Annotated in this window: 23 protein-coding genes and 1 pseudogene; 16 read left to right on the top strand and 8 right to left on the bottom strand. The window is 70.1% G+C overall.

What is annotated here, in order from left to right; translation table 11 throughout:
* Window positions 1-26: 26 nt before the first annotated feature.
* Entirely contained in the window at window positions 27-884 is an 858-nt protein-coding gene (locus ACFYXH_RS23835) for an MHYT domain-containing protein (protein ID WP_389566338.1), read from the bottom strand.
* A gap of 149 nt (window positions 885-1,033) precedes the next feature.
* Between ACFYXH_RS23835 and ACFYXH_RS23830 the strand changes: the two genes are divergently transcribed.
* Window positions 1,034-1,633: a class I SAM-dependent methyltransferase gene (locus tag ACFYXH_RS23830; RefSeq protein WP_389566335.1), complete on the top strand. Its 600-nt coding sequence runs from the start codon at window positions 1,034-1,036 to the stop codon at window positions 1,631-1,633.
* A gap of 4 nt (window positions 1,634-1,637) precedes the next feature.
* Here ACFYXH_RS23830 and ACFYXH_RS23825 read toward each other — a convergent pair whose 3' ends face one another.
* On the bottom strand, window positions 1,638-2,414 hold the full coding sequence (locus ACFYXH_RS23825) for an alpha/beta fold hydrolase (protein ID WP_389566331.1): 777 nt from the start codon (window positions 2,412-2,414) through the stop codon (window positions 1,638-1,640).
* A gap of 116 nt (window positions 2,415-2,530) precedes the next feature.
* Between ACFYXH_RS23825 and ACFYXH_RS23820 the strand changes: the two genes are divergently transcribed.
* Window positions 2,531-3,061 carry a PadR family transcriptional regulator gene (locus tag ACFYXH_RS23820; protein WP_389566328.1) on the top strand — a complete coding sequence of 177 codons (531 nt, stop codon included), beginning with the start codon at window positions 2,531-2,533 and terminating at the stop codon, window positions 3,059-3,061.
* Window positions 3,062-3,176: 115 nt separating this feature from the next.
* Window positions 3,177-3,473, top strand: coding sequence for a hypothetical protein (locus tag ACFYXH_RS23815; protein ID WP_389566325.1), 297 nt, complete (start codon window positions 3,177-3,179; stop codon window positions 3,471-3,473).
* Here ACFYXH_RS23815 and ACFYXH_RS23810 read toward each other — a convergent pair.
* Window positions 3,397-3,816, bottom strand: coding sequence for a deoxyxylulose-5-phosphate synthase (locus ACFYXH_RS23810; RefSeq protein WP_389566322.1), 420 nt, complete (start codon window positions 3,814-3,816; stop codon window positions 3,397-3,399). The two genes, ACFYXH_RS23815 and ACFYXH_RS23810, sit on opposite strands and share 77 nt — an antisense overlap.
* Before the next feature lie 120 nt (window positions 3,817-3,936).
* Here ACFYXH_RS23810 and ACFYXH_RS23805 point away from each other — a divergent pair, with 120 nt between their 5' ends.
* Entirely contained in the window at window positions 3,937-4,767 is an 831-nt protein-coding gene (locus tag ACFYXH_RS23805; protein ID WP_389566319.1) for a hypothetical protein, read from the top strand.
* Window positions 4,768-4,916: 149 nt separating this feature from the next.
* A complete protein-coding gene (locus ACFYXH_RS23800) occupies window positions 4,917-5,408 on the top strand; it encodes an SAM-dependent methyltransferase (RefSeq protein ID WP_389566316.1) in 492 nt (163 codons plus the stop codon).
* A 104-nt stretch (window positions 5,409-5,512) separates the two neighbouring features.
* Here ACFYXH_RS23800 and ACFYXH_RS23795 read toward each other — a convergent pair whose 3' ends face one another.
* From ACFYXH_RS23795 to ACFYXH_RS23785, 3 genes are all read right to left on the bottom strand, one after another.
* Complete coding sequence (locus ACFYXH_RS23795) at window positions 5,513-6,055, bottom strand: MOSC domain-containing protein (protein ID WP_389566313.1); 543 nt, start codon at window positions 6,053-6,055, stop codon at window positions 5,513-5,515.
* A 71-nt stretch (window positions 6,056-6,126) separates the two neighbouring features.
* The gene (locus ACFYXH_RS23790; protein ID WP_108154099.1) at window positions 6,127-6,309 is read right to left on the bottom strand and encodes a hypothetical protein; all 183 of its coding nucleotides are present in this window, start codon (window positions 6,307-6,309) and stop codon (window positions 6,127-6,129) included.
* A gap of 68 nt (window positions 6,310-6,377) precedes the next feature.
* Entirely contained in the window at window positions 6,378-7,472 is a 1,095-nt protein-coding gene (locus ACFYXH_RS23785; protein ID WP_389566309.1) for an acyl-CoA desaturase, read from the bottom strand.
* A 266-nt stretch (window positions 7,473-7,738) separates the two neighbouring features.
* On the opposite strand from ACFYXH_RS23785, the gene ACFYXH_RS23780 reads away from it, so the two are divergent.
* The 10 genes from ACFYXH_RS23780 (at window position 7,739) to ACFYXH_RS23735 (ending at window position 22,355) form a co-directional block, all read left to right on the top strand.
* On the top strand, window positions 7,739-10,672 hold the full coding sequence (locus ACFYXH_RS23780) for a DEAD/DEAH box helicase (RefSeq protein ID WP_389566306.1): 2,934 nt from the start codon (window positions 7,739-7,741) through the stop codon (window positions 10,670-10,672).
* Complete coding sequence (locus ACFYXH_RS23775) at window positions 10,669-11,952, top strand: SWF or SNF family helicase (protein ID WP_389566303.1); 1,284 nt, start codon at window positions 10,669-10,671, stop codon at window positions 11,950-11,952. Before ACFYXH_RS23780 ends, ACFYXH_RS23775 begins: the two co-directional genes overlap by 4 nt.
* A 121-nt stretch (window positions 11,953-12,073) precedes the next feature.
* Window positions 12,074-13,438, top strand: coding sequence for an esterase-like activity of phytase family protein (locus tag ACFYXH_RS23770; protein WP_389566300.1), 1,365 nt, complete (start codon window positions 12,074-12,076; stop codon window positions 13,436-13,438).
* Window positions 13,439-13,602: 164 nt separating this feature from the next.
* The gene (locus tag ACFYXH_RS23765; RefSeq protein ID WP_389566297.1) at window positions 13,603-13,851 is read left to right on the top strand and encodes a hypothetical protein; all 249 of its coding nucleotides are present in this window, start codon (window positions 13,603-13,605) and stop codon (window positions 13,849-13,851) included.
* The gene (locus tag ACFYXH_RS23760; protein ID WP_389566294.1) at window positions 13,848-14,429 is read left to right on the top strand and encodes an N-acetylmuramoyl-L-alanine amidase; all 582 of its coding nucleotides are present in this window, start codon (window positions 13,848-13,850) and stop codon (window positions 14,427-14,429) included. Before ACFYXH_RS23765 ends, ACFYXH_RS23760 begins: the two co-directional genes overlap by 4 nt.
* Before the next feature lie 57 nt (window positions 14,430-14,486).
* Window positions 14,487-15,740, top strand: a complete 1,254-nt coding sequence (locus ACFYXH_RS23755; RefSeq protein ID WP_389566291.1) for a GAF domain-containing protein — start codon at window positions 14,487-14,489, stop codon at window positions 15,738-15,740.
* 247 nt (window positions 15,741-15,987) lie between these two features.
* Entirely contained in the window at window positions 15,988-17,457 is a 1,470-nt protein-coding gene (locus tag ACFYXH_RS23750; protein WP_389566289.1) for an aldehyde dehydrogenase family protein, read from the top strand.
* The gene (locus ACFYXH_RS23745; protein WP_389566287.1) at window positions 17,454-19,034 is read left to right on the top strand and encodes an APC family permease; all 1,581 of its coding nucleotides are present in this window, start codon (window positions 17,454-17,456) and stop codon (window positions 19,032-19,034) included. Before ACFYXH_RS23750 ends, ACFYXH_RS23745 begins: the two co-directional genes overlap by 4 nt.
* A gap of 57 nt (window positions 19,035-19,091) precedes the next feature.
* Window positions 19,092-20,654, top strand: coding sequence for a GMC family oxidoreductase (locus tag ACFYXH_RS23740; RefSeq protein ID WP_389566284.1), 1,563 nt, complete (start codon window positions 19,092-19,094; stop codon window positions 20,652-20,654).
* Window positions 20,655-20,831: 177 nt separating this feature from the next.
* The gene (locus ACFYXH_RS23735; RefSeq protein ID WP_389566282.1) at window positions 20,832-22,355 is read left to right on the top strand and encodes an aldehyde dehydrogenase family protein; all 1,524 of its coding nucleotides are present in this window, start codon (window positions 20,832-20,834) and stop codon (window positions 22,353-22,355) included.
* Between the two features lie 318 nt (window positions 22,356-22,673).
* On the opposite strand, the gene ACFYXH_RS23730 is transcribed toward ACFYXH_RS23735, so the two are convergent.
* The gene (locus ACFYXH_RS23730; protein ID WP_389566279.1) at window positions 22,674-23,588 is read right to left on the bottom strand and encodes a universal stress protein; all 915 of its coding nucleotides are present in this window, start codon (window positions 23,586-23,588) and stop codon (window positions 22,674-22,676) included.
* Window positions 23,589-23,914: 326 nt separating this feature from the next.
* Complete coding sequence (locus ACFYXH_RS23725) at window positions 23,915-24,784, bottom strand: universal stress protein (protein WP_389566277.1); 870 nt, start codon at window positions 24,782-24,784, stop codon at window positions 23,915-23,917.
* 366 nt (window positions 24,785-25,150) lie between these two features.
* On the opposite strand from ACFYXH_RS23725, the pseudogene ACFYXH_RS23720 reads away from it, so the two are divergent.
* Window positions 25,151-25,924, top strand: a pseudogene (locus tag ACFYXH_RS23720) (universal stress protein); the annotation flags it as partial.
* Window positions 25,925-25,946 lie beyond the last annotated feature (22 nt).

The raw sequence follows: 25,946 nt of genomic DNA, 5'->3' as shown, positions 1-25,946 counted from the left end.
TGGGGGTGCGACGGCAGCCGGGCCGACTAGGCGGTGGCGGTCGTGGTGGTGCTCGGGGGACCGTTGGTGCTTGAGGGTTCGGTCGCAGCGGCGGATGCGGATGCGGGGTCGGTGGCGGGGTCGGATGTGGTCGGCCGCTCGGCCGAGGTATAGGCGGCGTGCTCGCGTGCTGTCGGGGAGAGCGCGACGAAGGCGGCGGTGACGAAGAGGTACGACCCGAGGCCGACGGCGAGGGGGAAGATGAACTGCATCGCCGCGGCCCCGGGCAGTTCGCCACCGGAAGGGGCGACCCGCACGCTGACCGCGAGCATTCCGGTGTAGTGCATGCTGCTGACCGCCGCTCCCATGACGAGCGAGGCAACGGCGACCGCGACCGGTGACTTGATGTTGAGCGCCGCCCACAGGGCCGCGGTCGCGGCGACCACGGCGATGACGACGGAGAGCGCGACGAGCAGCGGGTCGTAGTGGACCGAACCGTGCAGCCGCAGGGCGGCCATGCCCAGGTAGTGCATGCTGGCCACGCCGAGCCCCGTGGTGAGGCCGCCGATCAGCAGTGCGGTGACGCGGTCACGCCCGAAACCGACGCAGAAGACGCCGGCGCCGACGACGAGCATGGCGACGAGCAGGCTGAGGATGGTCAGCGGCACGTTGTAGTGGATGTCGGTGCCGGTGACGGCGAAACCGAGCATCGCGACGAAGTGCATCGTCCAGATGCCGGTGCCGATCGCGGACGCGGCGGTGATGAGCCAGTTGCGGCGGGAGCGGCCGCTCATGCCGAGCGCGCGTACGGTGCAGCGCAGCCCGAGGGCGGCGCCGATGACGGCCATCGCGTACGACAGCACGGGGGTCAGCAAACCGAATGCGGCGTGGTCCAGGTGTCCCATGGCTCATGGACGCTAGACCCGGAGGGGGCGCGCGCTGGGGGCGCATTTCGAAAGCTGATGGAATATGACAGAGAGATGCTTCTGAACGATCGTGCCGCGCTCGAACATGTGCACCGCCGGTCGCCCAGTCGCTGAGGGATCATGTCCTCATGGCCGACGACCACACACATGTGCAGGAGTTCTTCAGCGCCCGCGCCGCCGCCTGGGACGCGCGCTTCCCCGACGACGGTCCGGCGTACACCGCCGCCGTCGCCGAGCTGGGGCTGCGTCCCGGCGACGCCGTGCTCGACGCAGGCTGCGGCACCGGCCGCGCCCTGGCTCCCCTGCGGTCCGCCGTGGGAGCGCAGGGCACAGTACTCGGGGCCGATCTGACACCCGCGATGCTGGAGGCAGCGGTACGCGCGGGGCGCCGGAGCAGCGGACTGCTGCTGCTCGCCGATGTGGCCCGGCTGCCGCTTCGCGACGAGTCGCTCGACGCCGTGTTCGCTGCGGGCCTCATCGCCCATCTTCCACAACCGGACGTGAATCTGCGGGAGTTGGCGCGGGTCGTGCGACAGGGCGGCAGGCTCGCACTGTTCCACCCCATCGGCAGGGCGGCCCTCGCTGCCCGCCAGGGCCGGCAGATCTCCGAGGATGATCTGCGCGCCGAGTCCAGTCTCCGCCCGCTGCTGGCCGGTTCGGGCTGGCGCATGACCTCGTACGTGGACGAGGACGCCCGCTTCCTGGCCCTGGCGGTCCGTCAGGACTGAACCGTCAGAGCTGAGCCGTCAGGACTGAACCGTCGGCGACCGCTCGTACGAACGCCGCCGGATTGTCGAACATGACGTTGTGACCGGCGTCCGGGACGGTCAGCACTCGTACTCCACAGGCCACCAGCTCTTCGTGACCAGGGAGTTCACCGCTGCGCGCACCCTGCAGGTATGTGCGGTCCACCGGCAGCTCCATGAGCATCCGGCGCATCGTGGGGCGCGTACCGCTCATCAGTCCTGTCGCACTGCGGTGCAGGCCGAGCGGGTCCGCCAGGCGCATGGTCGCCGACCAGACAGGACCGACCCGCTCGAGTACGCGCGCGAAGCCGCCGCCGTGGACGAACTCCTCCTCGCCGTATGTGGCGATTCCGCTGCTGCCCGCCGTCACCGGCGGGTTCGGGTCGAGGTTGCCCTCCGTGACCACCAGCCGCGCCACCAGATCCGGGCGACGGTACGCGAGCAAGATGGCGACAGCACCGCCCATGCTGTGCCCGACGAGCTCTGCGCCGCGCACACCGGCCGCGTCGAGTGCGGCGGCGAGCGCGGCCGCATGGTCCTCCAGCGTGTAGCCGAAGTCCGCGGGCCGGTCACTGAGGCCGTGTCCGGGCAGATCGACGAAGAGCGAGCGGCGGCCGGTCAGTGCCGGGTGGGCGGCGATATGCGTGTAGTACGCCGACGAAGCCGCGCCGAGCCCATGCACAAATACCCTCGGCGGCCCCTCGCCCGCCGCCTCCGTCCAGCGAATGAGGCTGCCCTGCGCGTCGAATCGGGCCTGTCGCACTGTCGCTCTCCCCTGCTCGTCGATGCCGTGCTCTTCCCTCTGTTCCGCGTGCAGCATACCTCGGCCTCGAGGTATTGCGATATCGATGTACACCGTTCTTGCGGCATAATGCGAGCATGCTCGAGCTCGCCATCCTCGGTTTTCTCTGTGACGCCCCGCTCCACGGCTATGAACTGCGCAAACGCATCACCGCACTGACCGGGCATGTGCGGCCGGTCGCCGAGAGCACGCTGTATCCCGCGATCAAACGGCTCGAGAAGTCAGGTCTGCTGGCGCGCGAGACCCAGCCCGGATCGGTCGCCGCGCCCCGCCATGTCCTGAGCCTCACCGCCGACGGGCGGCGTGAGCTGCGGCGTCGGCTCGCAGAGCCCGCGCAGAGCGAAATCACCGACGAGAACCGGTGGTTCACCCTGCTCGCATTCCTGCGGCATCTCGAGGACACCGAGGCGCAGGCGACGGTACTGCGACGGCGACTGAAGTTTCTGGAGGAGCCGGCCAGCTTCTTCTACGAGGGGGAACGTCCCCTGCGTGCCGAGGAGTTGGACGATCCGTTCCGCCGCGGCATACTCACGATCGCCCGCGCCACCAGTGAGGCGGAGCTGAAGTGGTTGCGGACCACGATCCGCTCCCTTGCCCAGGGGCGCTAACGCCGGGCGCACAGCACGCGCCGTTCCCTTTCGGCCGCCGCCGGTCCAACTTCGCGCAGGGATGCAAGACTTGAAAGATCGGTGGCAGCCGCCGCCCTGGAGGAAGGTGGTCCGGGTGTTCAGCAGACTCCGCAGGCTCCGCAAGTTCCTCACGTACCGCCCGGACGAAGCACCGGTCGCACGACCTCCAGTGCGGCAGCACAACATATTCGAGGCCGCGGCAGTCTACGTGTCCGGGTGCGCGGACGACGATCAGGACCAGATCGACGAGGCGGTGACCTGGGTGTCCCCGGAGGCGCTTTCCTTCGGGGTCAGCGAACTGGCCTGCCGCGCGGTCATCGCCCTCGCCCGCGAGCGGGACGAGTCTCCGCAGACCGTGGCGCGTAGTCTCCTCGGCCTGCCCGCCGCCTGACATCGGAACCGGACAGGTCGTAGCGGGCGAGGGCCTCGGCCGGGCTCAGCCCCGTGCGCTCGGCATGGGCGAGCCGTTCCTTGACCTCGCGCAGGGTCCGCGGCCGGTAGCCGGGGCCGCCGCAGCAGCCCTGCCGGAAGCGCAGGCCCGCGCCGAGCACGGCCGACAGCGCACGCCAGCCCGCTACGTCCCGGCGGCGCGGCACGGCGAGAGCGGAGCCCGCGTTCAGCAATGGGCCGCCGCACCGCGGGCAGAGATCGGTGCGGGCCCTGAGGTAGTCGGGTGCCTTCTTGAAGGAAGCCCGGCAGGGCAGGCAGATGAAGTGGGACGTGGATCCGGCCATGGGGCGATGCTAGGACCCCGGTGCGGAACAGGCCGAACCATTTTCGTGCCGTGGACTCTCGACGTCCGGGTTACCCACTGGTTAAGGTGCGCCGACGAACGATCGGATGGGGAGGGTGCTGTGGCCGGGACGGACGATGCCGTCGATGAGGACGCGCTCTATGTGCTGACCGCGGTGCTGCTGACGCCGGCGCAGTTCCCGAGCGTGCTCGGCGACGACTTCCCGGCGGCGTGCGCGGTGCTGGGCCTCGAGCCGTACGCCGAGGGGTACGGGCTCGTGCTCGGCCAGGACTCCGAGGGCGCCCGGTGGACGGTCGTGGTCGACGATGTGTCGCTCGTCGCGGTCGCGATCGCATCCTGGGACTGCGGCATGGAGTACGACCTGTCCCCCGGCGAGCGCACGGTGGTCGCCGCGCTGCCCGGCTGGCCGCTGGCCGTCGCGGTCGCCGCGCCGGGCGTGCCCGCGCCGCACGATCCGGCGCCCGAGGAAGGCGACCGGCCGCCACTGGCGCCGCCCGACAGCGGCTCCTGGGGGCCGGCGCAGCGGCGGCTCGGGGCGGACGAAATCGCGCTCCAGTGGGCGGAGTGGCGGCAACAGATCGGCGACGACGAAGCGTTCGGCAGGCAGCACACCTCGGACACGTCGAAGGCGTCTGACGCTCCCGCGAGCGAGCCGAAAGAGACCCATGAGGGTGTGCGGCGGGCGCTGAAGGAAGCCCACGCCTATGTGGAATCGGCCCCGCCGGCCGGGCGGGTCCGCTCCAGCTTCGCCCCGGGCGGGGCGCGGACGCTGCGCGCCGACGGCCCTGGCTGGTCCATGGTCGCCAGGACCGACGACATCGCGTTCGTTCTGCTGGACGAGGAGCCGCGCGAGGTGCTGCCGGTGGGCCGCGGACCCCAGCTGCCGGGACTGCTGGAGTCGCTCGACAAGATCGCCGTCCGCCCGGCCTGAGCCCCGGAGATCAGGATCAGCGATCAGCGATCAGCGATCAGCGATCAGCGAAGGATCGCGAGCCCCCTTCCCCGTCGATGTGAGCGTCATACTCACAGCGGCCCGATCGAGCGGGCAGTCGATTTACTGGTCTACGGGGAGGACGCGGCATGCCGGACAGTGCAGTGGAGCGACAGGACGGGCTGGTCGAATGCCGAGCGATCGGCAGGGTGGTCGGCGGCCGCAGCGCGGTGGAGGACGACGACTGGGGGCTGGAGAGCGCGGTGATCCGGCTCGACAGCGCGCAGTTCGGGCCCGAAGCGCTGTTCGGTCTCGAGGAGTTCTCACATCTGGAGGTCGTGTACCACTTCGACCGGGTCGCTCCGGGGAAGATCCAGACGGGCGCCCGTCATCCGCGGGGCAATACGGACTGGCCGCTGGTGGGGATCTTCGCGCAGCGCGGGAAGAACCGGCCCAACCGGCTGGGGGTTTCGCGCTGCCGGCTGGTGAAGGTCGACGGTCTGGAGGTCTCTGTGACGGGGCTGGACGCGGTGGACGGCACGCCGGTCCTCGATATCAAGCCGTATATGGCGGAGTTCGGCCCGATCGGCGAGACGGTGCAGCCGCAGTGGTCGGTGGAGCTGATGCGCGACTACTACTGACAGGCCGTACGAGGTGATGGAGACAGCGCGCCGCCCGCAGACCGTAACTGGTACATCCGTGGGCGGACGGGCGTCCGCCCGCGGATGTACCAGTCGATCGCGCTCTAGACCCGTTCGAGCGGCCGGTGCGGTCCGTCCGGCAGCTCGACGGCTATCGTGTCTCCGGGCTTGACCACTCCGCCCGCCCTGACGATGCTCATGATCCCGGCCTTGTGCACGATGTCACCCGCTTCGTCGCGGCCGACGACCTGCTTGAGCAGGCCGTCCTGGAAGGTGTCGATCTGCAGACACGGATTGCGCAGGCCGGTGATCTCCACAACCGCTTCCTCGCCGAGCCGCAGCACCGTGCCGGTGGGCAGCGCGAGAAGATCGATGCCGCTGGTGGTGATGTTCTCGCCGAGGTCGCCGGGGCCGACCTCGAAACCGGCCGCCCGCACCTCCTCGAAGAGCTCCTGGTGGATGAGGTGGACCTGGCGCAGATTCGGCTGAGTGGGGTCCTGCGCGATCCGGGAGCGATGCTTGACCGTCACCCCCGCGTGGACGTCCCCCTCCACCCCCAGCCCGGCCAGCAGCGTGATGCTGTCGCGGTTCGGCTTGGTGAATGAGTACTCGCCGTTGCTGCTGACCTTCGTGACTGCTGCGCTCATGAGCGAAGCCCCCCTCTCCCGTGCCGGTGATCGTTTCCGACCCTATACCGGCACGGTCAGGGAGCCTCGGGTCAGCGTCCGATCTCCTTGCGGGAGATACGGCGGAGCCTGCGGCGCTGGCTGGGGTCGAGCGTCAGATACGCCACCGCGGGCACACCCAGCACCACCAGCAGCGACAGCCAGAATCCGATCAACGGCCACAGGAGCAGGCCTACGGCCACTCCCCCTATCACGATCTTTGTACGTGTCGACATCTCGACGCCTCCTTCGCGGCCGTGGCCGCTCCTGCCGTGAGAACGCGCGCGCACGCCCCACGGTTCCACTATGCGTCGGCGCGCAGCGGTTCGCCGACCTCATGCATATGAGTCAGTGCCTGCCGGTACGAGTCGATGAGACCGGTCTCGGTGTACGCGACGCCGAGCGAGCGGCAGTGGGCGCGCACCAGTGGCTGAGCGAGCCGCAGGTGGGGGCGGGGCATGCTCGGGAAGAGGTGGTGCTCGATCTGGTAGTTGAGGCCTCCGAGGAACCAGTCCGTCACCGGCCCGCCACGGATGTTGCGGGAGGTGAGGACCTGGCGGCGCAGATGGCCCCAGCGCTGACCGCTCTCCTCGTCGGGCATCTCCATCCCCTTGTGGTTCGGCGCGAAAGCCATGCCGAGGTGGAGGCCGAGAAGCATCTGGTGGATGAGCGCGAAGACGACGGCGTGGCCCAGGGACATGGTGGTCAGCAGCAAGGTGACATAGGCGGCGGCATGGGCGAGGAGCAGCAGGCCCTCGACGGCGCGCTCGCGGGTGGTCTGGCGGGCGCCCGCCTCCCTGGAGAGGACGGCCCGGAATCCGTAGACCTTCAGGGCGATGCCTTCGAGGGTGGTGAGCGGGAAGAACAGCCAGGCCTGGTGGCGGGTGAGCCGGCCACGGAATCCGGCGCGGCCCTTGGCCTGCTTCTGCGTGAAGACAAGGATGTCGGCCGCGACGTCCGGGTCCTTCTCGATGTGGTTGGGGTTGGCGTGGTGCCGGTTGTGCTTGTCGTTCCACCATTCCTGACTCATGCCGAGGAGCAGATTGGCGTGGAGGAGCTGGATGATCCGGCTCTTGCGGCGGTCGCCGGTGATCTGGGCGTGTCCGGCGTCATGGCCGAAGAAGGCGGTACGGGCGGACAGGACGGCCAGCAGCGGTGCGAGCAGCAGTACCCACCAGGAGCCGCCGAGCAGGGCCATGCCGGTGATCACGGCGGTGAGGCCGAGGAGATTCACGGTGATGCCGCGGGCGTACCAGCCGGTGCGGCGCTCCAGGAGAGCCTGCTCCTTGACGGTCCGCAGGAGCGGCGCGAATTCGCTCCCGGCGCTGCGACCCGCACCGACGCCGGAGGTGGGCGGCGCGGATGCGGGGGCCGCACGGGTGGCGGTGGCCTGGGGCATGACGGTCTCCGGTCTGTTGAGCCGTGCGCTGGCTGCACTCACTGCGCTGACCTGAGAAAACGTACGGATCAGTGGCCCTTGACGACCATGGCGCCACCACCCGGACACAGTTGGGGCCAGCCCGTGGCGAGAGGTGGTGCTGGCTGCACCACGGCCCACATGTGTGAGACAGGTCACCGTCTTGTCGCATCCGTCCCCGGCGCTGAGTGGAGTACCCTCGGCGGCTCCGGTCCGCAGTAGTCAAATTTGAGGAATGCGTCATCGCTGTGCACAGGCTCCCCGCGGCAACGCTCTCTCCGACCACCGAACCCGAACCCGAACCCGAACGCGACCTCGCCCTCGACCAACTCATCCGCTGCTGTGCGGTCTTCGTGCCCGGGAACCCGGCCCGCGCCGGCCGCATCGCCTTCTGGCGTCCCGACGGCGGCGCACTCCCGGCCGCGCCCGGTCCCGTCGAGCCGCTCACCGTGGTCGCGGACGACGCCCGCCCGCATGCCGTATCGGCACTGCTGCTGCCCGTACGGGTCGCGCTGCCGGTCCTGACCAGGGCCCGCGCCTCGGCGAACGCCTCGCCGGCGACGGCCTTCTGGGGCGCGGCGACCATCCTCGCCCTCCAACTCGTCGCACGCGGGCTGCTGTTGCCGGGGCTCACCGCCACCGATCACGACGCCTGGCGGCTCGGGCCGCTGACGCCCCAGGACCTGGAGCGGGTCCGTACGCTCGCGGCCTTGATGCCCCCCGCCGCGCACTGCGTGCCGCTGGAGGAGACAGCCGATCCTCTGCTGCTGCCGGAGCCGGAGCGACTGCTGCGCGCGTTCCTCGACGCGGTCGCTGACGGTCTGCCGCGCACGCCGGCGGCCGCGATCGCGGCAGGCGGTCCGGCCTTCGCGGCACACGAGCCGCAGCGCCTTCCCGACCAGCGTGCCTGGGCGGCGGACGTCGCCGCGGGCCATGACGCGGGTGTACGGCTCTCCCTGCGCATCGAGCTGCCGGGTCTTGCGCAGGCGGACACGGAGGGCGCGGGGCCCGTCTTCCGTGCCGTCCTGCAGATGCACCGCGTCAGCGATCCGACGCTCGTCGCCGACGCCGCCGAGGTATGGGCCGGGGCAGACCGCCCTGATGCGGCGTTCGGGCCGCGCGCCCGGATGGACGCCCTGCTCGCGCTGCGTCGCGCCGCGCGCGCCTGGACGCCGCTCACTCCCCTGCTCCATGCCGCCGTGCCGGACGCGATCGAGCTCGCCGACGAGGAGGTCACCGAACTGCTCGGCGAGGCGGCCAGGGCGCTCGCGGCGACCGGCGTCCAGGTGCACTGGCCGAAGGAGATGGCGCGCAAGCTCACCGCGCGCGCCGTGATCGGCCCGCCCGAGGAGCCCGGACCCGGACAGGAGGACGGCAAGGCTCCACAGAGGGACGATTCCGGGCTGCCGTCCTTTCTGTCCGCGGACGCGCTACTTGCCTTCAACTGGTGGTTCGCGCTGGGCGATCAGCAGCTCACCCGGGCGGAACTGGACCGGCTCGCCGAAGCGAACCGCCCCGTCGTCCGCCTGCGCGACCAGTGGGTGCTCATCGATCCGGAGGAAGCTCGGCGCGCCCGCGAGAGCCAGGACCGCAAGCTGACTCCGGTCGACGCGCTCGGCGCCGTACTGACCGGCACGACCGAGGTCGACGGCCGCCGCATCGACGTACAGGCGTCCGGATGGCTGGCGCGGCTGCGCGACCGGCTCGCCGATCCCGAGGGCGGACAGCAGGAGATCGGACAGCCCGCGGCGCTCGCCGCGACCCTGCGCGACTACCAGCTGCGCGGCCTCAACTGGCTGAACCGTATGACGTCGCTCGGCCTCGGCGGCTGTCTCGCCGACGACATGGGACTCGGCAAGACGATCACGCTCATCTCGCTGCATCTGCACCGGCAGACCGACACATCGGCAGCCGGCCCCACGCTCGTCGTCTGCCCGACGTCCCTGATGGGCAACTGGCAGCGCGAGATCGAGAGATTCGCGCCCGGCACACCCGTACGCCGCTTCCACGGCGCCTCGCGCGGTCTCGACGCCCTGGCGGACGGGGAATTCGTGCTCACCACATACGGCACGATGCGGCTGGACGCCGAGAAGCTCGGCCAGGTGTCCTGGGGCATGGTCGTCGCCGACGAGGCGCAGCACGTCAAGAATCCGTACTCCGCCACCGCCAGGCAGCTGCGCACCATCGGTGCGAAGGCGCGCGTCGCGCTCAGCGGCACGCCGGTGGAGAACAACCTGTCCGAGCTGTGGGCGATCCTCGACTGGACGACACCTGGGCTGCTCGGGAAACTCGGCACCTTCCGGACGCGCTATGCGCAGGCGGTGGAGGGCGGCAACGATCCGGCCGCCGCCCGGCGACTGGCCGCGCTGGTACGGCCGTTCCTGCTGCGCCGGCGCAAGTCCGACCCGGGTATCGCGCCCGAGCTGCCACCCAAGACCGAGACCGACCGGGCCGTGTCACTGACCAAGGAACAGACCGGTCTGTACGAGGCGGTCGTACGGGAGACCCTCGCCGCGATCTCGGAGGCCGGTGGCATGGAACGGCGCGGTCTGGTGGTGAAGCTGCTCACCGCGCTCAAGCAGATCTGCAACCACCCGGCGCAGTATTTGAAGGAGCAGAGCCTCAAGGAGACGCCGCCGCGGATCGCCGGCCGCTCCGGCAAGGTGGAGCTGTTGGACGAACTCCTCGACACCATCCTGGCCGAGGACGCGAGCGTGCTGGTCTTCACCCAGTACGTGCAGATGGCGCGGCTGCTCGAGCAGCATCTGGCGGCACGCGGCGTACGCACGCAGTTCCTGCACGGGGGCACGCCGATCGCCGCGCGCGAGGCGATGGTGAACCGCTTCCAGGACGGTGAAGTGCCCGTCTTCCTACTGTCGTTGAAGGCCGCGGGTACCGGACTGAACCTCACCCGGGCCGAACATGTCGTGCACTACGACCGCTGGTGGAACCCCGCCGTCGAAGCGCAGGCCACCGACCGTGCCCACCGCATCGGTCAGCACCGTCCCGTGCAGGTCCACCGGCTGATCGCGGAGGGCACCATCGAGGACCGGATCGCCGACATGCTCGCGCGCAAACGGGAGTTGGCGGACGCGGTCCTCGGCTCCGGCGAGGCCGCCCTGACGGAACTGACCGACGCCGAGCTGGCGGATCTGGTGGAGCTGCGAGGGAGCGGCCGATGAGCGGCAGGGACGAGATGGAGCGCACGTTCGACGCGCTGCCGCCGGAGCACGGCCGGGGTTTCGCACAGACCTGGTGGGGCCGGGCGTGGCTCAAGGCGCTGGAGGACACGGCGCTCGACGGCGGGCAGCTGAAGAAGGGCCGCAGGCACGCGCGTGAGGGTGCGGTCGGTGCGGTGTCGGTACGTCCCGGGCGGATCACTGCCGTCGTACGGGACCGGGACGGCACCGCGCAGCGCAGCGATGTGCTGCTGCAGGAGCTGAGCGAGGAGGAGTGGGACCGCTTCCTGAACATGGCGGTCGACCGGGCGGGGCATATCGCCGCGCTGCTCGACCGGGAGATGCCGCCGCATCTGGTGGAGGACGCGGCGGCCGCCGGCGTCGACCTGCTTCCCGGCATCGGCGACCTGGAGCCCGAGTGCAGCTGTGAGGCATGGGACCACTGCCCGCACACGTCGGCTCTCTGCTACCAGGTGGCGCGTCTCCTTGACCAGGATCCGTTCGTGCTGCTGCTGATGCGGGGGCGCGGGGAGCGTCGTCTCCTTGACGAGCTGCAGATACGGAGTGTGGCGCGGGCGGCCGGGGCGGAGCCGGAGCAGGAGGTCGGCCAGGCACGGACGTCCGAGGGTGTGCGGGCCGACGAGGCATTCGCGGCGCGGGACATCCTGCCGCCGCTGCCGGCTCCTCCGCCGCTGCCCGACGAGCCCGGGCGGCCGCCCACGCTGGACACGGATACCGCTCCGGCGCCCGGTATCGACGCCGCGGCGCTGGAGTTCCTGGCCGCGGATGCGGCGGCGCGGGCGCACCGGCTGCTGTCGGAGGCTCTCTCACCCGGTCATGAACAGCAGCCGTTGAAAGCGGAGTTGACACTGGATCAGGACGCGGTACGGCTGTCCGCCGCTGCGCCGGGACCGGCGGTCGCGGGACGTCTCGCCGCGGGCACGGACCGGCAGCGTGCCGAGCTGGACCTGGCCGTGCGCGCCTGGCGGTACGGCGGTGCGGCCGGCCTCTCGGTACTCGAGGAGGAGTGGACACCGGAGGCGGAGGTGCTGGCACGGGCGCGGACACAGCTCTCCGACGCCTGGGAAGAGGCGGAACGGCCGCAGTTGCGGGCGGGCGGCTCGGGCCGCTGGACGGTGGTGGGGGCGGAGGCGCAGTTGCGCGTGGGCCGCGACGGCCGCTGGTGGCCGTACCGCAAGGAGCGCGGCCGCTGGGCCCCGGCCGGTCCCGCGGACCACGATCCGGCGGCGGCGCTGGCGGAGGTGCTGGGCGAGACGGGCTGAACGAACCGTGTCGCACGCGTGTTGACAGTGCGCCAGGCGGTGTTCATCCGGCCGTCTCATCACGTTCGGGAGGAGCGCTCAGCCTGGCCACTGTCACATGATCTGTTGGCCAGGAGGCCCGATGTCCCCGCACGCGCACCAGCAGCGCACCGTTCGCCGTTCCTTCGCCATGGGGCTGCCGATCGCTCTGCTCGCGGCGATCGCCGTGGCGGGCACCGCCACGGGCGTGCCGGGTCATGACGGCAGCGAGCAGCGGGCTCCGCGCGTGGTGGCGACAGCGACTCTCGGGGACATCCCGCTGGGGCGGTTCAGCAACGCACTGCTGCCCGGCACGGTCGCCGACGACCGCGGCGTCGACCTCGGCGGGATCGGCAGCGACCTCTACCCGGCGGGCCGCAAGGGCGAGTTCTGGACGGTGACCGACCGCGGGCCCAACGGCCAGATCAAGCTGGACGGCAAGAAGCGCCGCACCTTCCCCGTCCCCGGGTTCGATCCGGCGATCGTGAAGGTGCGGGTGTCCGGAAACCAGGTGCAGGTGATCACGGCGATCCCGGTCACCACGCCGTCCGGCAAGCCGGTCACCGGGCTGCCGAACCAGGCCTCGCGCGACGAGGCCCCGTACACGTACGACGCGAAGACCCCGCTCTCGTACGACGCCAATGGCCTCGACACCGAGGGCATCGTGCGTGCCGCGGACGGCAGCTTCTGGCTCGCCGACGAGTACGGCCCGTCCCTCGTGCATGTCTCCGCCCGCGGCAGGGTTCTGGCGCGGTACGTGCCCGAGGGGCTGAAGCTGACGGGCGCCGGCTATCCGGTCGTGGAGGCTCTGCCCGGCATTCTGCTCCAGCGCAAGACCAACCGCGGCTTCGAGGGACTGACCCAACTCCCGGGCGGCGACCTGGTGCTGGCGGTGCAGAGCCCGCTGTCCGTGCCGGACGCGAATGCGGGCGAAGCGTCGCGCAACGCGCGGCTGCTGCGATTCTCGCCGAGGAAGCGCGCGGTGACGGCGGAGTACGCCTACCGCTTCGACGCGGTGGACGTGGTCGACCCGAGCGAGGACGACACCTCGGAGCTCAAGATCTCGTCGGTGGTGGCGATCGGCCGCGACAGCCTCCTTGTGCAGGAGCGCACCGACAAGACGTCCCGGCTGCACCGGGTCACCCTGCCACGCGGCGGCGGCATCCTGGGCGGTACGTGGGACGACACGGCGACCTCCCCGTCGTACGAGCAGCTCGAGGACCCCTCGGCGGCGGGCGTGCCCGTGCTCCGCAAGAGCCTGGTCGTCGACTTCGGCAAGGTCGCGGGCGTGCCCGGCAAGGTAGAGGGCATCGCGCTGGTGGGCCGCAACACGCTCGCGCTCATCAACGACAACGATTTCGGGATGACCGACGGGCCCGAGGCCTTCGACGCGCGGGGACGCCTGGTGGACAGCGGCATCGAGACGACGGTGACGTACGTCCGGCTGCCGCGGCCGCTGCGCGACTGACCACCGGTTGACATCGACCATCAACTGCCGTTCATATCAATGGCAGTTGATGCGGCCATTCTCCGTCAACTTGGGCCACGGCCCGTACCTCGCGAGGTTGTCTTCCACAGCAGCACGGCGATGGCGCCTGCGGCCTCCGTCGCCGCTTCTCTTCCGGTGAGCGCTTGGACCTGGTGCAGTGGCCGGCCCGCGACCACGGGCTGTCCCGGCTCGACGCGTACCAGCTGATCACACAGGCGGGCGGGGCTCCGCTCGCCCATGTCCGCGACACCAACTACCCCTGTGTCGCCGAGATCCGCAAAGAGTGGCTGCCGGCGGGAGATCCTCATGGCGGCCTCCACCGTCATCTGCGGGAGGTCGCCGCCTTACTGCCTGCCCCGCCACTGAAACCCCCCACCAGGAGAGTCCCGTGAACCGCAGAGGACTGCTCCGGGGCGCCGCCGCCGCGGCCGCCACCGGTGTACTGCTGCCCGCCGCCCGCGCACATGCCGCGGCCAGGGCCGACACCGACTATCCGCCGGCCCGCTGGGCACCGGCCTCGACCGCCAACTGCACAGCGTCCGACCGCCCTTCGGAGTATCCCGTCGAGTATGTGGTCATCCATGTCGCCCAGTTGGGCTTCACCGACACCCTCAGGGTCTTCCAGAACCCTGCGAAGCGGGTCTCCGCGCACTATGTGGTCCGCTCCGCGGACGGCTGTGTCGCGCAGTGTGTAGGGGAGAGCGACGTCGCCTGGCACGCCGGCAACTGGGACTACAACACCCGCAGCGTCGGCATCGAGCACGAGGGCTGGGTGGACCAGCCGAAGTACTTCACGCGGGCGATGTACGAGCAGTCGGCGGCGCTCACCGCCTCGGTCTGCGATCGCCACGGGATCCCCAAGGACCGGGCGCACATCATCGGCCACTGCGAGGTGCCGGACGCCACGCACACCGACCCCGGTCCGCTGTGGGACTGGGTGCGCTACATCCAGCTGGTCAACTGCGTCTGATGCGGGGACGCTTGTCGGTCCTCCCGGATGGGGTCACGATGGGCGCGGGAGGCCGAGTTGAGCGACGCATGGGTGGCCCTGGAGTCCGGCGCGGATCCGACGGAGCGGCTCGCCGCGCTCAGCCGGGCGTACGACGCGTATCTGACGGCGGGCCGGGTCGAGCGGCCGGTGCGTTCCGTGGTGGCCGAGTCCTGGCGGCGTTCGGCCCGCGCGCATGTCAGCCCGGAGGGTACCGCCGGAGTCGAGCTGGACGGCGACGATCTGGGGGCGTACCGCGAGAGCCATCCGCTGGCGCGGGTGATGCCGCTGGTCCGGGAGCTGATGGGGGCGTACGCGAGGGACGGCGAGCATCTGGTCGCGGTCTGCGACGCGCAGGGCCGGCTGCTGTGGGTCGAAGGGCCTTCGGCCACCCGCCGGATGGCGGGCCGGATGAACTTCGTGCCGGGCGCCCGCTGGGCCGAGGCGGTCGCCGGGACGAACGCCCCGGGCACGGCGATCACGGTGGACCGGCCCGTCCAGGTCTTCGCCGCCGAGCACTTCCGACGGCCGGTGCAGGCCTGGACGTGTGCCGCGGCCCCCATCCACGACCCGGCCACCGGGCGGGTGCTGGGTGCGGTGGACATCACCGGCGGCGACCGGCTGGCGCACCCGCACAGTCTGGCGTTCGTCGGGGCCGTGGCGCGGGCCGCCGAGTCGCAGCTTGCGCTGCTTGCCCCGCCGCCCGCGGCCGACCGTATGCGGCTTTCGGCACTGGGACGGGACGAGGCGCTGCTGGTGGCGGGCGGGCGCAAGGTGCGGCTGAGCCGTCGGCACAGCGAGATCCTGGTGGTGCTCGCCCGGCGCCCGGAAGGTATCGGCGGCGACGAACTGCTGGTGGAGCTGTACGAGGACGAGTCGGTCACCCCGGTCACGCTGCGGGCCGAGCTCTCCCGGCTGCGCGGCCTGCTGGGTCCTGAGCTGCTGCGCTCGCGCCCGTACCGGCTGGCCGTGCCGGTCGACGCGGACTTCGGCACTGTGGCGCGCCGGCTGGCCTCGGGGGCGGTGACCGGGGCGCTGAGCGCCTACGCGGGTCCCCTCCTGCCCGCCTCGCAGGCTCCCGCGGTGACCCGGCTGCGGCGCCGTCTGGAGGACCAGCTGCGGGCGGCACTGATCGCCCGCGGCGATCCGGGGCTGCTGGCGGACTGGGCGTACAGCCCGTGGGGTGAGGACGACCTCGCGGTATGGCGGGCGCTTGCCTCCGTACTGCCCGTACGGCAGCGTCCGTCAGCGCTCGCGCGCGTACAAGAACTCGACGGCTGGCAGGGCTCCTGACCGCTGCCGCACGGCACGACCCGGCCGACATTCGAACACACGGACAGTGATCATTCCGTACCCCCTTTCACCACCGGATGAAGGCTTCGACATTTCACCACCGGATGACGGCTCCCGCACTGCGATCACGGGCCGATCTCCTTAGTGTCATGTGGTGGAGCAGTGTCATGTGGTGGAGCGCCACAGGGCATGACCCGGCCGGGCCCCTGTCCGGCGCCCGCCCATCCGAACCGGAGGGAGCCCCCCCATGCCGGAGCTGTTCATCGGCGGTAAGTGGACCGCCGCGGTCGACGGGCAGGTTCGTGACATCCGCTGCCCCGCGGACGGCACCCTCGTCGCGACCGTCGACGAGGCGGGGCCGAAAGACGCCGCCGCGGCGATCGCCGCGGCCCGTGACGCCTTCGACCGGGGACCGTGGCCCGGCACTCCGGCCGCGGAGCGCGGCCGGCTGCTGCTGCGCGTCGCCGATCTCCTGCAACGCGACAAGGACGCACTCGCCCGCGCCGAATCCCTGGACACCGGGAAGCGGCTCGTGGAGAGCGAGTACGACATGGACGACATCACGAACTGCTTCCGCTACTTCGGCAATCTGACGGCCGCGGGCGGCACCGACCGGATTGTCGAGACCGGCAACCCCGAAGCGGACAGCAGAGTGGTGCACGAACCGGTCGGCGTGTGCGCACTGATCACTCCATGGAACTACCCGCTGCTGCAGACCTCCTGGAAGGTCGCCCCGGCGCTCGGCGCGGGCAACACCTTCGTGCTCAAGCCCAGCGAGCTGACCCCGCACACCGCCATCATCCTGATGCGGTTGCTGGCCGAGGCCGGGCTGCCGGACGGGGTCGCCAACCTGGTGCTGGGCGCGGGGCCCGCCGTGGGCGCGCCACTCAGTGAGGATCCGCGGGTCGACCTGGTGTCGTTCACCGGCGGTCTTGTCACCGGCCGCCGCATCATGGCGGCCGCCGCCCCCACCGTGAAGAAGATCGCGCTGGAACTGGGCGGCAAGAACCCGAACATCGTGTTCGCCGACGCCGACTTCGACGCGGCGGTCGACTACGCCCTGATGGCGGTTTTCCTGCACTCCGGCCAGGTCTGCTCGGCCGGGGCGCGACTGCTGGTCGAGGACGAGCTGCACGACAGGTTCGTCGACACGGTGGTGGCCAAGGCCCAGGAGATCCGGCTCGGTGGCCCGTTCGACGAGAACGCCCGCACCGGGCCGCTGATCTCCGGCGAGCACCGCAAGAAGGTCGAGGCGTATGTCGCGGCAGGACTGGCCGAGGGCGCGGTGCTGCGCTGCGGCGGAGCGCGGCCCAAGGATCCCGCGCTGCGGGACGGCTTCTACTATCTGCCGACCGTGCTGGACGAGTGCGCACCGGGCATGTCCGTGGTGCGCGAGGAGTCGTTCGGCCCGGTACTCACCGTCGAACGGTTCCGCGACGAGGAGGAGGCGGTCGCGCTCGCCAACGACACGGTCTACGGGCTGGCCGGAGCGGTCTGGTCGCAGGACGTCGACCGGTCACACCGGGTGGCCTCGCGGTTGCGAGCCGGAACCGTATGGATCAACGACTTCCATCCGTACGTACCCCAGGCGGAGTGGGGCGGTATGAAGCAGTCCGGTATCGGCCGCGAACTGGGTCCGACGGGACTGGCCGAATACCGGGAGGCCAAGCACGTCTGGCGCAACCTCGCGCCGCGTCCGCAGAGGTGGTTCGAATGAGTACGGAGACCGGCGGCGGGCCGGACCCCGCCGGCGCCGCCAGGACGCAGAGCCAGCACGATGACGACGCGCTCGGCGAGCTCGGCTACCGCCCGGAGCTGAAGCGCACCCTCGGCAACTTCCACACCTTCGCCGCCGGGATCAGCTACATCTCCATCCTGACCGGCACCTTCCAGCTGTTCTACTTCGGTGTCGCCTTCGGCGGCCCCGCGTACTGGTGGTCCTGGCCGATGGTCTTCGTCGGCCAGCTGATGGTGGCCCTGTGCTTCTGCGAGCTCGCCGCCCGCTACCCGGTGGCCGGGTCCGTCTACAACTGGGCCAAGAGCATGGGCGGTCCGCACATCGGCTGGCTCGGTGGCTGGATGATGATGACGGCCACCATGGTGACGCTCTCCGCGGTGGTCCTCGCCTACCAGATCACACTGCCGCGCATCGACGACTGGTTCCAGTTCGTGGGTGACGGCAGCGGCAAGACGGACGCGGCCGCCAACGCCGTTCTCCTCGGCACGGTGCTCATCCTCTTCTCCACCCTGGTGAACGCCTTCGGCGTCAAACTCATGGCGACCATCAACTCGGCGGGCGTGTTCATCGAGCTGATCGCCGCCGTCGCCCTGATCATCCTTCTCGCGGCACACATCACCCGTGGCCCCAGCACCGTCCTGACCGAGACCTACGGACTCGGCAGCGGCCAGCCCCTCGGCTACTTCGGCGCGTTCCTGACCGCCTCGCTGGCCTCCGCGTATGTGATGTACGGCTTCGACACGGCGTCGTCGCTCGGCGAGGAGTCGCACGATCCGAGCCGCAACGCGCCCCGCGCCATCCTGCGGGCCCTCATCGCGTCCTTCATCATTGGCGGGCTGATCCTGCTCTTCGCCCTGATGGCCGTGCCGAACCTGTTCGCGAAGCAGCTCTCCACGGAAGGTCTGCAGTACGTCGTGCTGGTGACGCTCGGCTCCACGATCGGCGAGATCGTGCTGTGGTGCGTGGTCGTCGCGATCACGGTCTGCACACTTGCCGTGCAGGCCGCGGGCATCCGGCTGATGTTCGCGATGGCCCGGGACAACAACCTGCCGGCGGGTTCGCTGCTCGCGCGGGTCAGCCCACGCTTCAAGACACCGGTGGTGCCCGCCGTGGTGATCGGTGTGGTGGGTGTTTTCATCCTGGTCATCAACATCAACCAGCCACAGATCTTCTCGGTGATCACCAGCATCGCCATCATCATGATCTACGTGGCCTATCTGCTGGTCACCGCCCCGATGCTGGTCCGGCGTCTGCGCGGCAAGTGGCAGCCCGTCGAAGGCAAGTTCTCACTCGGCAAGCTCGGGCTGCCCGTCAACATCCTCGCGGTGCTGTGGGGCGCGGCCATGTCGCTCAACCTCGCCTGGCCGCGCGCCGAGGTCTACAACGCGACCGGACCGCAGCACTGGTATCTGCGCTGGGGCGCGTTCCTCTTCGTCGGCGTGGTCGCCCTCGGCGGCTTCGCCTACTACTGGTTCGTCCAGCGGCACCGTACGGGCGTGCTCGCCGAGCACCGCGCCGTGCTCGCGGACGAACCGCCGACCGCCGCCACCTCCTGACTCCCCCGATCCTGGAGATCCCCTCGGTCCTCCTGTCCCACCGATCCTGGAGATGCGATGCCTGCAGACAGCCCCCTCCACGAGTTCGACTATGTGGTGGTCGGCGGCGGCACGGCCGGCGCCGTCATCGCCGCGCGACTGACCGAGGACCCTGACGTCAGCGTCTGTGTACTGGAGGCCGGTCCGTCGGACGTCGGCGACGACAGCATCCTCCGGCTCGACCGGTGGATGGCTCTGCTGGACTCCTGTTACGACTGGGACTACCCGGTGGAGCCGCAGGAGAACGGCAACAGCTTTCTGCGGCACGCCCGCGCCAAGGTGCTCGGCGGCTGCTCCTCGCACAACTCCTGCATCGCCTTCTGGGCGCCGGCCGAGGACCTCGACGAGTGGGGTTCGATGGGCTGTACGGGCTGGAGCGCCAAGGACTGCTTCCCGCTCTACCAGCGCCTGGAGACCAATGACGCGCCCGGGGAGCACCACGGCCGCTCGGGCCCGGTCATCATCCGTACCGTCCCGCCGAACGACCCGTGCGGAACGGCACTGCTGGCCGCCTGCGCGGCTGCGGACATCCCCACGACCCCGTTCAACACCGGCGTCACGGTGATGCGCGGCGCACACTGGTTCCAGATCAACTGCCGTCCCGACGGCATCCGTTCGTCCGCTTCGGTGTCGTATCTGCACCCCGTCCTCGGCAAGCGGCCGAACCTGGAGGTGCGTACCGATGTGCAGGCCAAGCGGCTGGTGTTCACCGGAGATCGGCGCTGCACCGGCGTGGAGTACCTGGAGCCCGACACGATTCACAGCGGCGCGGTCACGGCGCGCCGCGAAGTGATCGTCTCCTGCGGGGCCATCGACTCGCCGAAGCTGCTGATGCTCTCGGGAATCGGACCGGCGGACCATCTGCGGGACTGCGGAGTTGACGTGCGGGTGGACTCGCCCGGCGTCGGCTCGCGTCTGCAGGACCATCCGGAGGGCGTGATCATGTGGGAGGCGAAGCAGCCCATGGTCACCTCCTCCACGCAGTGGTGGGAGATCGGCATCCTCGCGGACACCGAACCAGGCCTGGACCGGCCGGACCTGATGTTCCACTACGGCTCGGTGCCGTTCGACCTGAACACCTACCGGCGCGGATACCCGACGTCCGACAACGCCTTCTGTCTCACCCCGAACGTCACCCGGGCCCGGTCCATGGGTACGGTGCGGCTGCGCACCCGCGACTTCCGGGACAAGCCGAAGGTCGACCCGCGGTACTTCACGCACGAGCACGACATCCGGGTGATGACGTACGGTCTGCGGCTCGCCCGTCAGATCGTCTCGAAGGCGCCGATGGCGGAGTGGGCGGGCACCGAGCTCGCTCCGGGCCCTGCGCTGCAGTCCGACGAAGAACTGTTCAGCTATATCCGCGAGACGCACAACACCGTCTACCACCCGGCGGGCACTGTGCGGATGGGCGCGGCGGACGACGCCGACTCGCCGCTCGATCCGCAACTGCGGGTCAAGGGCGTCAGCGGGCTGCGGGTGGCCGACGCGTCCGTGATGCCGGTCCTGTCTACGGTCAATCCGTGCATCACCACGATGATGATCGGCGAGAAGTGCGCCGACATGATCAAGGCGACCTGACACCCGGCTGATCCGTCGCTCCGAGCCTCCGTCCGAACCCTGGGTCCGATCCTTCGGTCCGATCCTTCGGTCCGATCCTTCGGTCTGATCCGCAACCTGCTTGCAACGTCCGGGCTCCTAGCCTCACGGCGAGCGCCGTCCAAAGGCGGGCGGCACCCTCACCGGGAGGCCATGGAGATGACCCGATACGCAGCGCCGGGCAGCGACGGCGCGATCGTCTCGTACCAGTCCCGCTACGACCACTGGATCGGCGGCGAGTACGTCCCCCCGGCCGGCGGCCAGTACTTCGAGAACCCGAGCCCGGTCAACGGCCGTCCCTTCACCGAGGTCGCCCGCGGCACCGCCGAGGACGTCGAACGCGCCCTCGACGCGGCGCACTCCGCCGCGCCCGCCTGGGGCCGCACCTCCGCCGAGGCACGCGCGGGGATCCTCAACAAGATCGCCGACCGGATGGAGGCGAACCTCGAGCAGCTCGCGGTCGCCGAGAGCTGGGAGAACGGCAAGCCGGTACGGGAGACGCTGGCCGCGGACATCCCGCTGGCCATCGACCACTTCCGCTACTTCGCGGGGGCTCTGCGCGCCCAGGAGGGCTCGCTGAGCGAGGTCGACGACGACACCATCGCGTACCACTTCCATGAGCCGCTCGGCGTCGTGGGACAGATCATTCCGTGGAACTTCCCTATCCTGATGGCGACCTGGAAGCTGGCGCCCGCGCTGGCGGCGGGCAACGCGGTGGTACTGAAGCCGGCCGAGCAGACCCCGGCGTCCATCCACTTCTGGCTGAGCCTGGTCGCCGATCTGCTGCCGCCGGGCGTCGTCAATATCGTCAACGGCTTCGGCGTGGAAGCCGGCAAACCGCTCGCCTCCAGCCCGCGCGTCGCGAAGATCGCGTTCACCGGCGAGACCACGACGGGGCGGCTGATCATGCAGTACGCCTCCGAGAACATCAAACCGGTCACGCTGGAACTCGGCGGCAAGTCGCCGAACATCTTCTTCGACGACGTATGGGCGGCGGACGACGACTTCCGCGACAAGGCGCTCGAGGGCTTCACCATGTTCGCCCTCAACCAGGGCGAGGTGTGCACGTGTCCGTCGCGTGCGCTGATCCAGCGCGGGCACTACAGCGAATTCCTGGAGGCGGGCATCGCCCGCACCGAGAAGATCGTGCCCGGCCACCCGCTGGACACCGACACGATGATCGGCGCTCAGGCCTCCAACGACCAGCTCCAGAAGATCCTTTCGTATCTGGACATCGGCCAGCAGGAAGGCGCGAAGATCCTGACGGGGGGTCAACGCATCGAGTACGACGGCGAGTTGGCAGGTGGTTACTACGTGCAGCCGACGATCTTCGAGGGTGACAACCGTATGCGGGTCTTCCAGGAGGAGATCTTCGGCCCGGTCGTCGCTGTCACGTCCTTCTCGGACTTCGACGACGCGATCAAAACGGCGAACGACACGCTGTACGGGCTCGGCGCGGGCGTGTGGACCCGGGACATCAACACCGCCTACCGGGCAGGGCGCGCCATCCAGGCGGGCCGGGTCTGGACGAACTGCTACCACGCCTATCCGGCGCACGCGGCGTTCGGCGGCTACAAGCAGTCGGGGATCGGCCGCGAGAACCACAGGATGATGCTGGACCACTACCAGCAGACGAAGAACCTTTTGGTGAGCTACTCGCCGAAGAAGCTCGGCTTCTTCTAGGGCCAAGAAGAGGGCGCCTGAACTGGGCTGCCGCCCGTCAGGCGCCCTCTGCGCTGTCCGATTGCAATGCAGCCCGGATTGCGTCGACCATCCCAACTCCTCCCACCGATCTCCCACTCCTGACCAGCAGTTGCGGACCAGATCCGGCACTCAGCCGGCACGGGCCGCGCGGCCTTGGCAGTGCGTCGTTTTGGGGAGTGCACTTCATAGACCTCACCGTCGTCGGTCCACTCCTTGCCGGAGGTTACGACCCCGCCCCGTCAGGTTGAGCACGCCTCACCCGGCCTCCGGGAGGTGCCCGCAGTCGCTGTAGGACGTTCAGTATGCGGCTATGCCTTCCCGCGGCGGCACCACGATCAGAGGGCAGGTCGCCTGATGGAGGAGCACGTGGCTCACCGAGCCGAGCAGCATGCCGCGAAAGCCGCCGAGCCCGCGGGACCCGACCACCAGGCACCGCGCATTTGCGGCCGTGTGGGCCAAAGCCCGCGCCGGGTGGCCATACCTCACCCGATAGTCGACCTCCACCTCCGGGTACTTCTCCCGCCAGCCCGCTGTCGCTTCCGACAGCTCGGTCCTGGAGCGATTCTCGACATCGGCCCGCTCGCCGCCTACCGCCCGCTCGCGATGCAGGTAGCGCACCATGACCGCCCGCAGTCGAGCCCCGGACACCGCGGCCTCTTCGAAGGCGAACGCCATGGCATCGCGGGAATTGGCGGACCCGTCGACCCCCACGACGACCAGGGGCGGCTCGTCGACGGCGTGCTCGGGTTCGCGGGCCACCACTACCGGGCACCCGGCATGGGCGGTGAGGGTGACCCCAAGGGGGGATACGGTGAACAGCTGCTCCGCCACGTTCAGCCGCTTCGCACCCACCACCAACAGAGCGGCCTCTGCACCCTGTTCCACCAGCACCCGGGCTCGCGGACCGTCAGCGGAACGCGCCTCGACCTCCAAGCCCGGATGGCGTGCGTGGACGAACTCCACAGCCTCACGCAGCACCGCCTCTCCGCCGGACCGGAAATGGGCGCTCCAGGTGCGCTCCGGGTGGGGGACGTGGGGGTCGGGGTCTGCTCCCGGCGGCCATTCCAGCGCGTGTACCAGCCGCAGCGGCAGTTGCCGCAGCGCGGCTTCGTCGGAGGCCCAGGCAAGGCCGGTTCTGCTTGCGTCGGATTGGCTGACTCCGGCGACTACGGGCATACGCCCGTGGGCATGGGGGGCGGGGGCCGTAGGCATCTTGGCTCTCTCCTTCACTGTGACAGCGCCGGCATACCGGCCCCATCAGCCTCGCCACACCGCCCGCCACACGCGAGGGCCATCAGGTGCCCACCGGGGGACCACAGGTCCCGGCTTGAGGCGCACCCCGGATGTCGCGGCCCGGTCGCGCGGTCCGCCGGGGCCCGCACATCGGCCATGTCGCCCATGCCGTCATCGAACACGCGCGTCGCCCGTCGCCGTGGTGGCCCACGACTGGCCGGCCGCGGCCCAAACCGAACCGCCCTGGACGGGTCCGTCCAGGGCGGTTGCGGTGCAGCAGGGCGCGTGGTCCCATGCGCGTGGTGTCAGGGGTGCGGTACGACCGCGACCGCACCGGGCGCGTGGTGGAGAACAGCATGGGCAACTGAGCCAAGACGGCGCAAGCCCGTGTCGTGGGTGCGGCGTCCGACGACCACGAGGCTCGCGCGGCCGCTGTTGGACAGCAGAACCTCCGAGGCTGCGCCGATCTCGACATGCTCGATGACATCCACATCGGGGTACTTCTGGCGCCAGGGCCCCAGGGCGTCGGCCAGGATCTCCTTGTGCAGCGGCTCCAAGCCACCCGCCTGATCGGCAAGCCACATCGATCCCGGACTCCAGGACAGGACCGACGGGATGCTCCAGGCGCGTACAGCTCGAAGCGTCGCTCCGCGTTCGGCGGCGGCCGCGAAGGCGAACTCGAGGACTGGTCCTCCGGCTTCCTCTGCTTCCTGGACGCCGACGACGACCTCGTCGAAGCGCTGTTGCACTGTGGTCTGCTTCGGCCCGCGCACCATGACGACCGGCCCGGTCGCCTGGCGCAGCACCTGCAGAGACACAGAACCGACCAGATAGCCGGTCAGCGTGCCGTAGCCGCGAGAGCCCAGCACCAGCATCTCGGCCCGCGCGGCTTCGGCGACGAGCGTCGGTACGGGGTCATCGACCAGCAGCTCGGTAGTGACGTTCAGGTCCGGGTACACCTTGGCCACGCGGGCTTCCGCCTCGTTCAGCACGTTGCGCACCCACCGCTCCTCCATAGCACGGTCCCCGATGTACACCGTGTCGGTGCCGCGCCACACCCAGGCGTGCACCAGGCGCAGGTCCATCCCCCGGCGCGCCGCCTCGTGCGCCGCCCAGTCCGCGGCGGCGAGGGCGTGGTCTGTTCCGTCCAGTCCAACGGTGATGGTGCCAGGCATGGTCGCCTCCCGGTGGTGCCGCCGCGGTCAGTATTCGCAACGGACTTGCTGACTTCGTGAGGTAGACGATTACAGAGGAGGGACCGGCGGTGCCTGGGCCGATCGTCCCTGGCCCGGGTCCTCTCGGCCCTGTTCCACGCTGTACCGCACCACCGCCGAGCCGGGAACGATCCCTGCACCGCGCTCGGGTCCCTACGCAGTCGGGGCTACGACCGGCTTCTCCTCTCGTCGGGCGAACGTCGGCCGCACTTGGGGGGAGCGCCACCAGCCAACGCGGGCGCTGGCCTGCGCCCAGGAGCGGATCCGCTCACGGTCACGGAAATCCCCGTCTCGCCCGGTCGGCCGCTTCTCCCGAGTCGCGGTCGCATGCAAGTGATCGCGCAAGTCCGCCCAAACCGGCCGTGGCTGGCCCCAGCGCCCGCCGCCGGTCGGCCCTGGACCACGGGGAAAGTGGGACGCCGCAACGGCAGCCGGCGAAGAGCTGCTTCCCGAGCCGTCCAGTCCGCGGCCCCAGCGCTGCATGACGATCCGTCAACTCCAACAACCACACTGCGCGCCATGACGGTCCACCTTCCGTCGGCCGGAGAGCAGGGCCTCCACCCGATTCCACCTTCCGTCGCGAGCGTGCCCCTCGGGAGGGGCCTTTCGGACCGCAGAGGGGGCCCTGGCGGCCCCTGCCCCATCTGCTCGGCGCGGGCGAAGCTGCTGCCAGGAACACAACAGACCAAGCAGGAGGTACTACTCATGGCTCGTGCCGTGATTGTCGGGATCGACGGCTCTCCCGAGAGCCTGGCTGCCGCGCGCTGGGCAGCCACAGAGTCCGTGCTCCGCAGCGTTCCGCTCCATCTCGTGCACGCCTGGGAATGGTCTCCAGCCCCCTCGGCTTCCGTCCCGACCAGTGAGACTCAGCGTCATTGGGCCGGTCGCATCCTGCGTACGGCCGTGGAACAGCTCCGTAGCAGCCACCCTGGGCTTCGGCCGACCCACGAGCAGATATCGGACTCGCCCGTCGCCGCGCTCCTGGCAGCGGGCAAGAACGCCGAGGTACTCGTCCTCGGCTCCCGCGGCCTGAGCGGAATGGCCGGATTCGTGACCGGCTCCGTAGCACTCAGAGTGGTCGCCCATGCTCCGCGGCCGGTCGTACTCGTACGATCCGAGAGGC

Origin of the sequence: Streptomyces sp. NPDC002730 (genome assembly GCF_042888805.1) — a bacterium.
In the GTDB taxonomy this organism is placed as follows: domain Bacteria; phylum Actinomycetota; class Actinomycetes; order Streptomycetales; family Streptomycetaceae; genus Streptomyces.
This window is presented reverse-complemented; position numbering and strand designations above follow the sequence as displayed.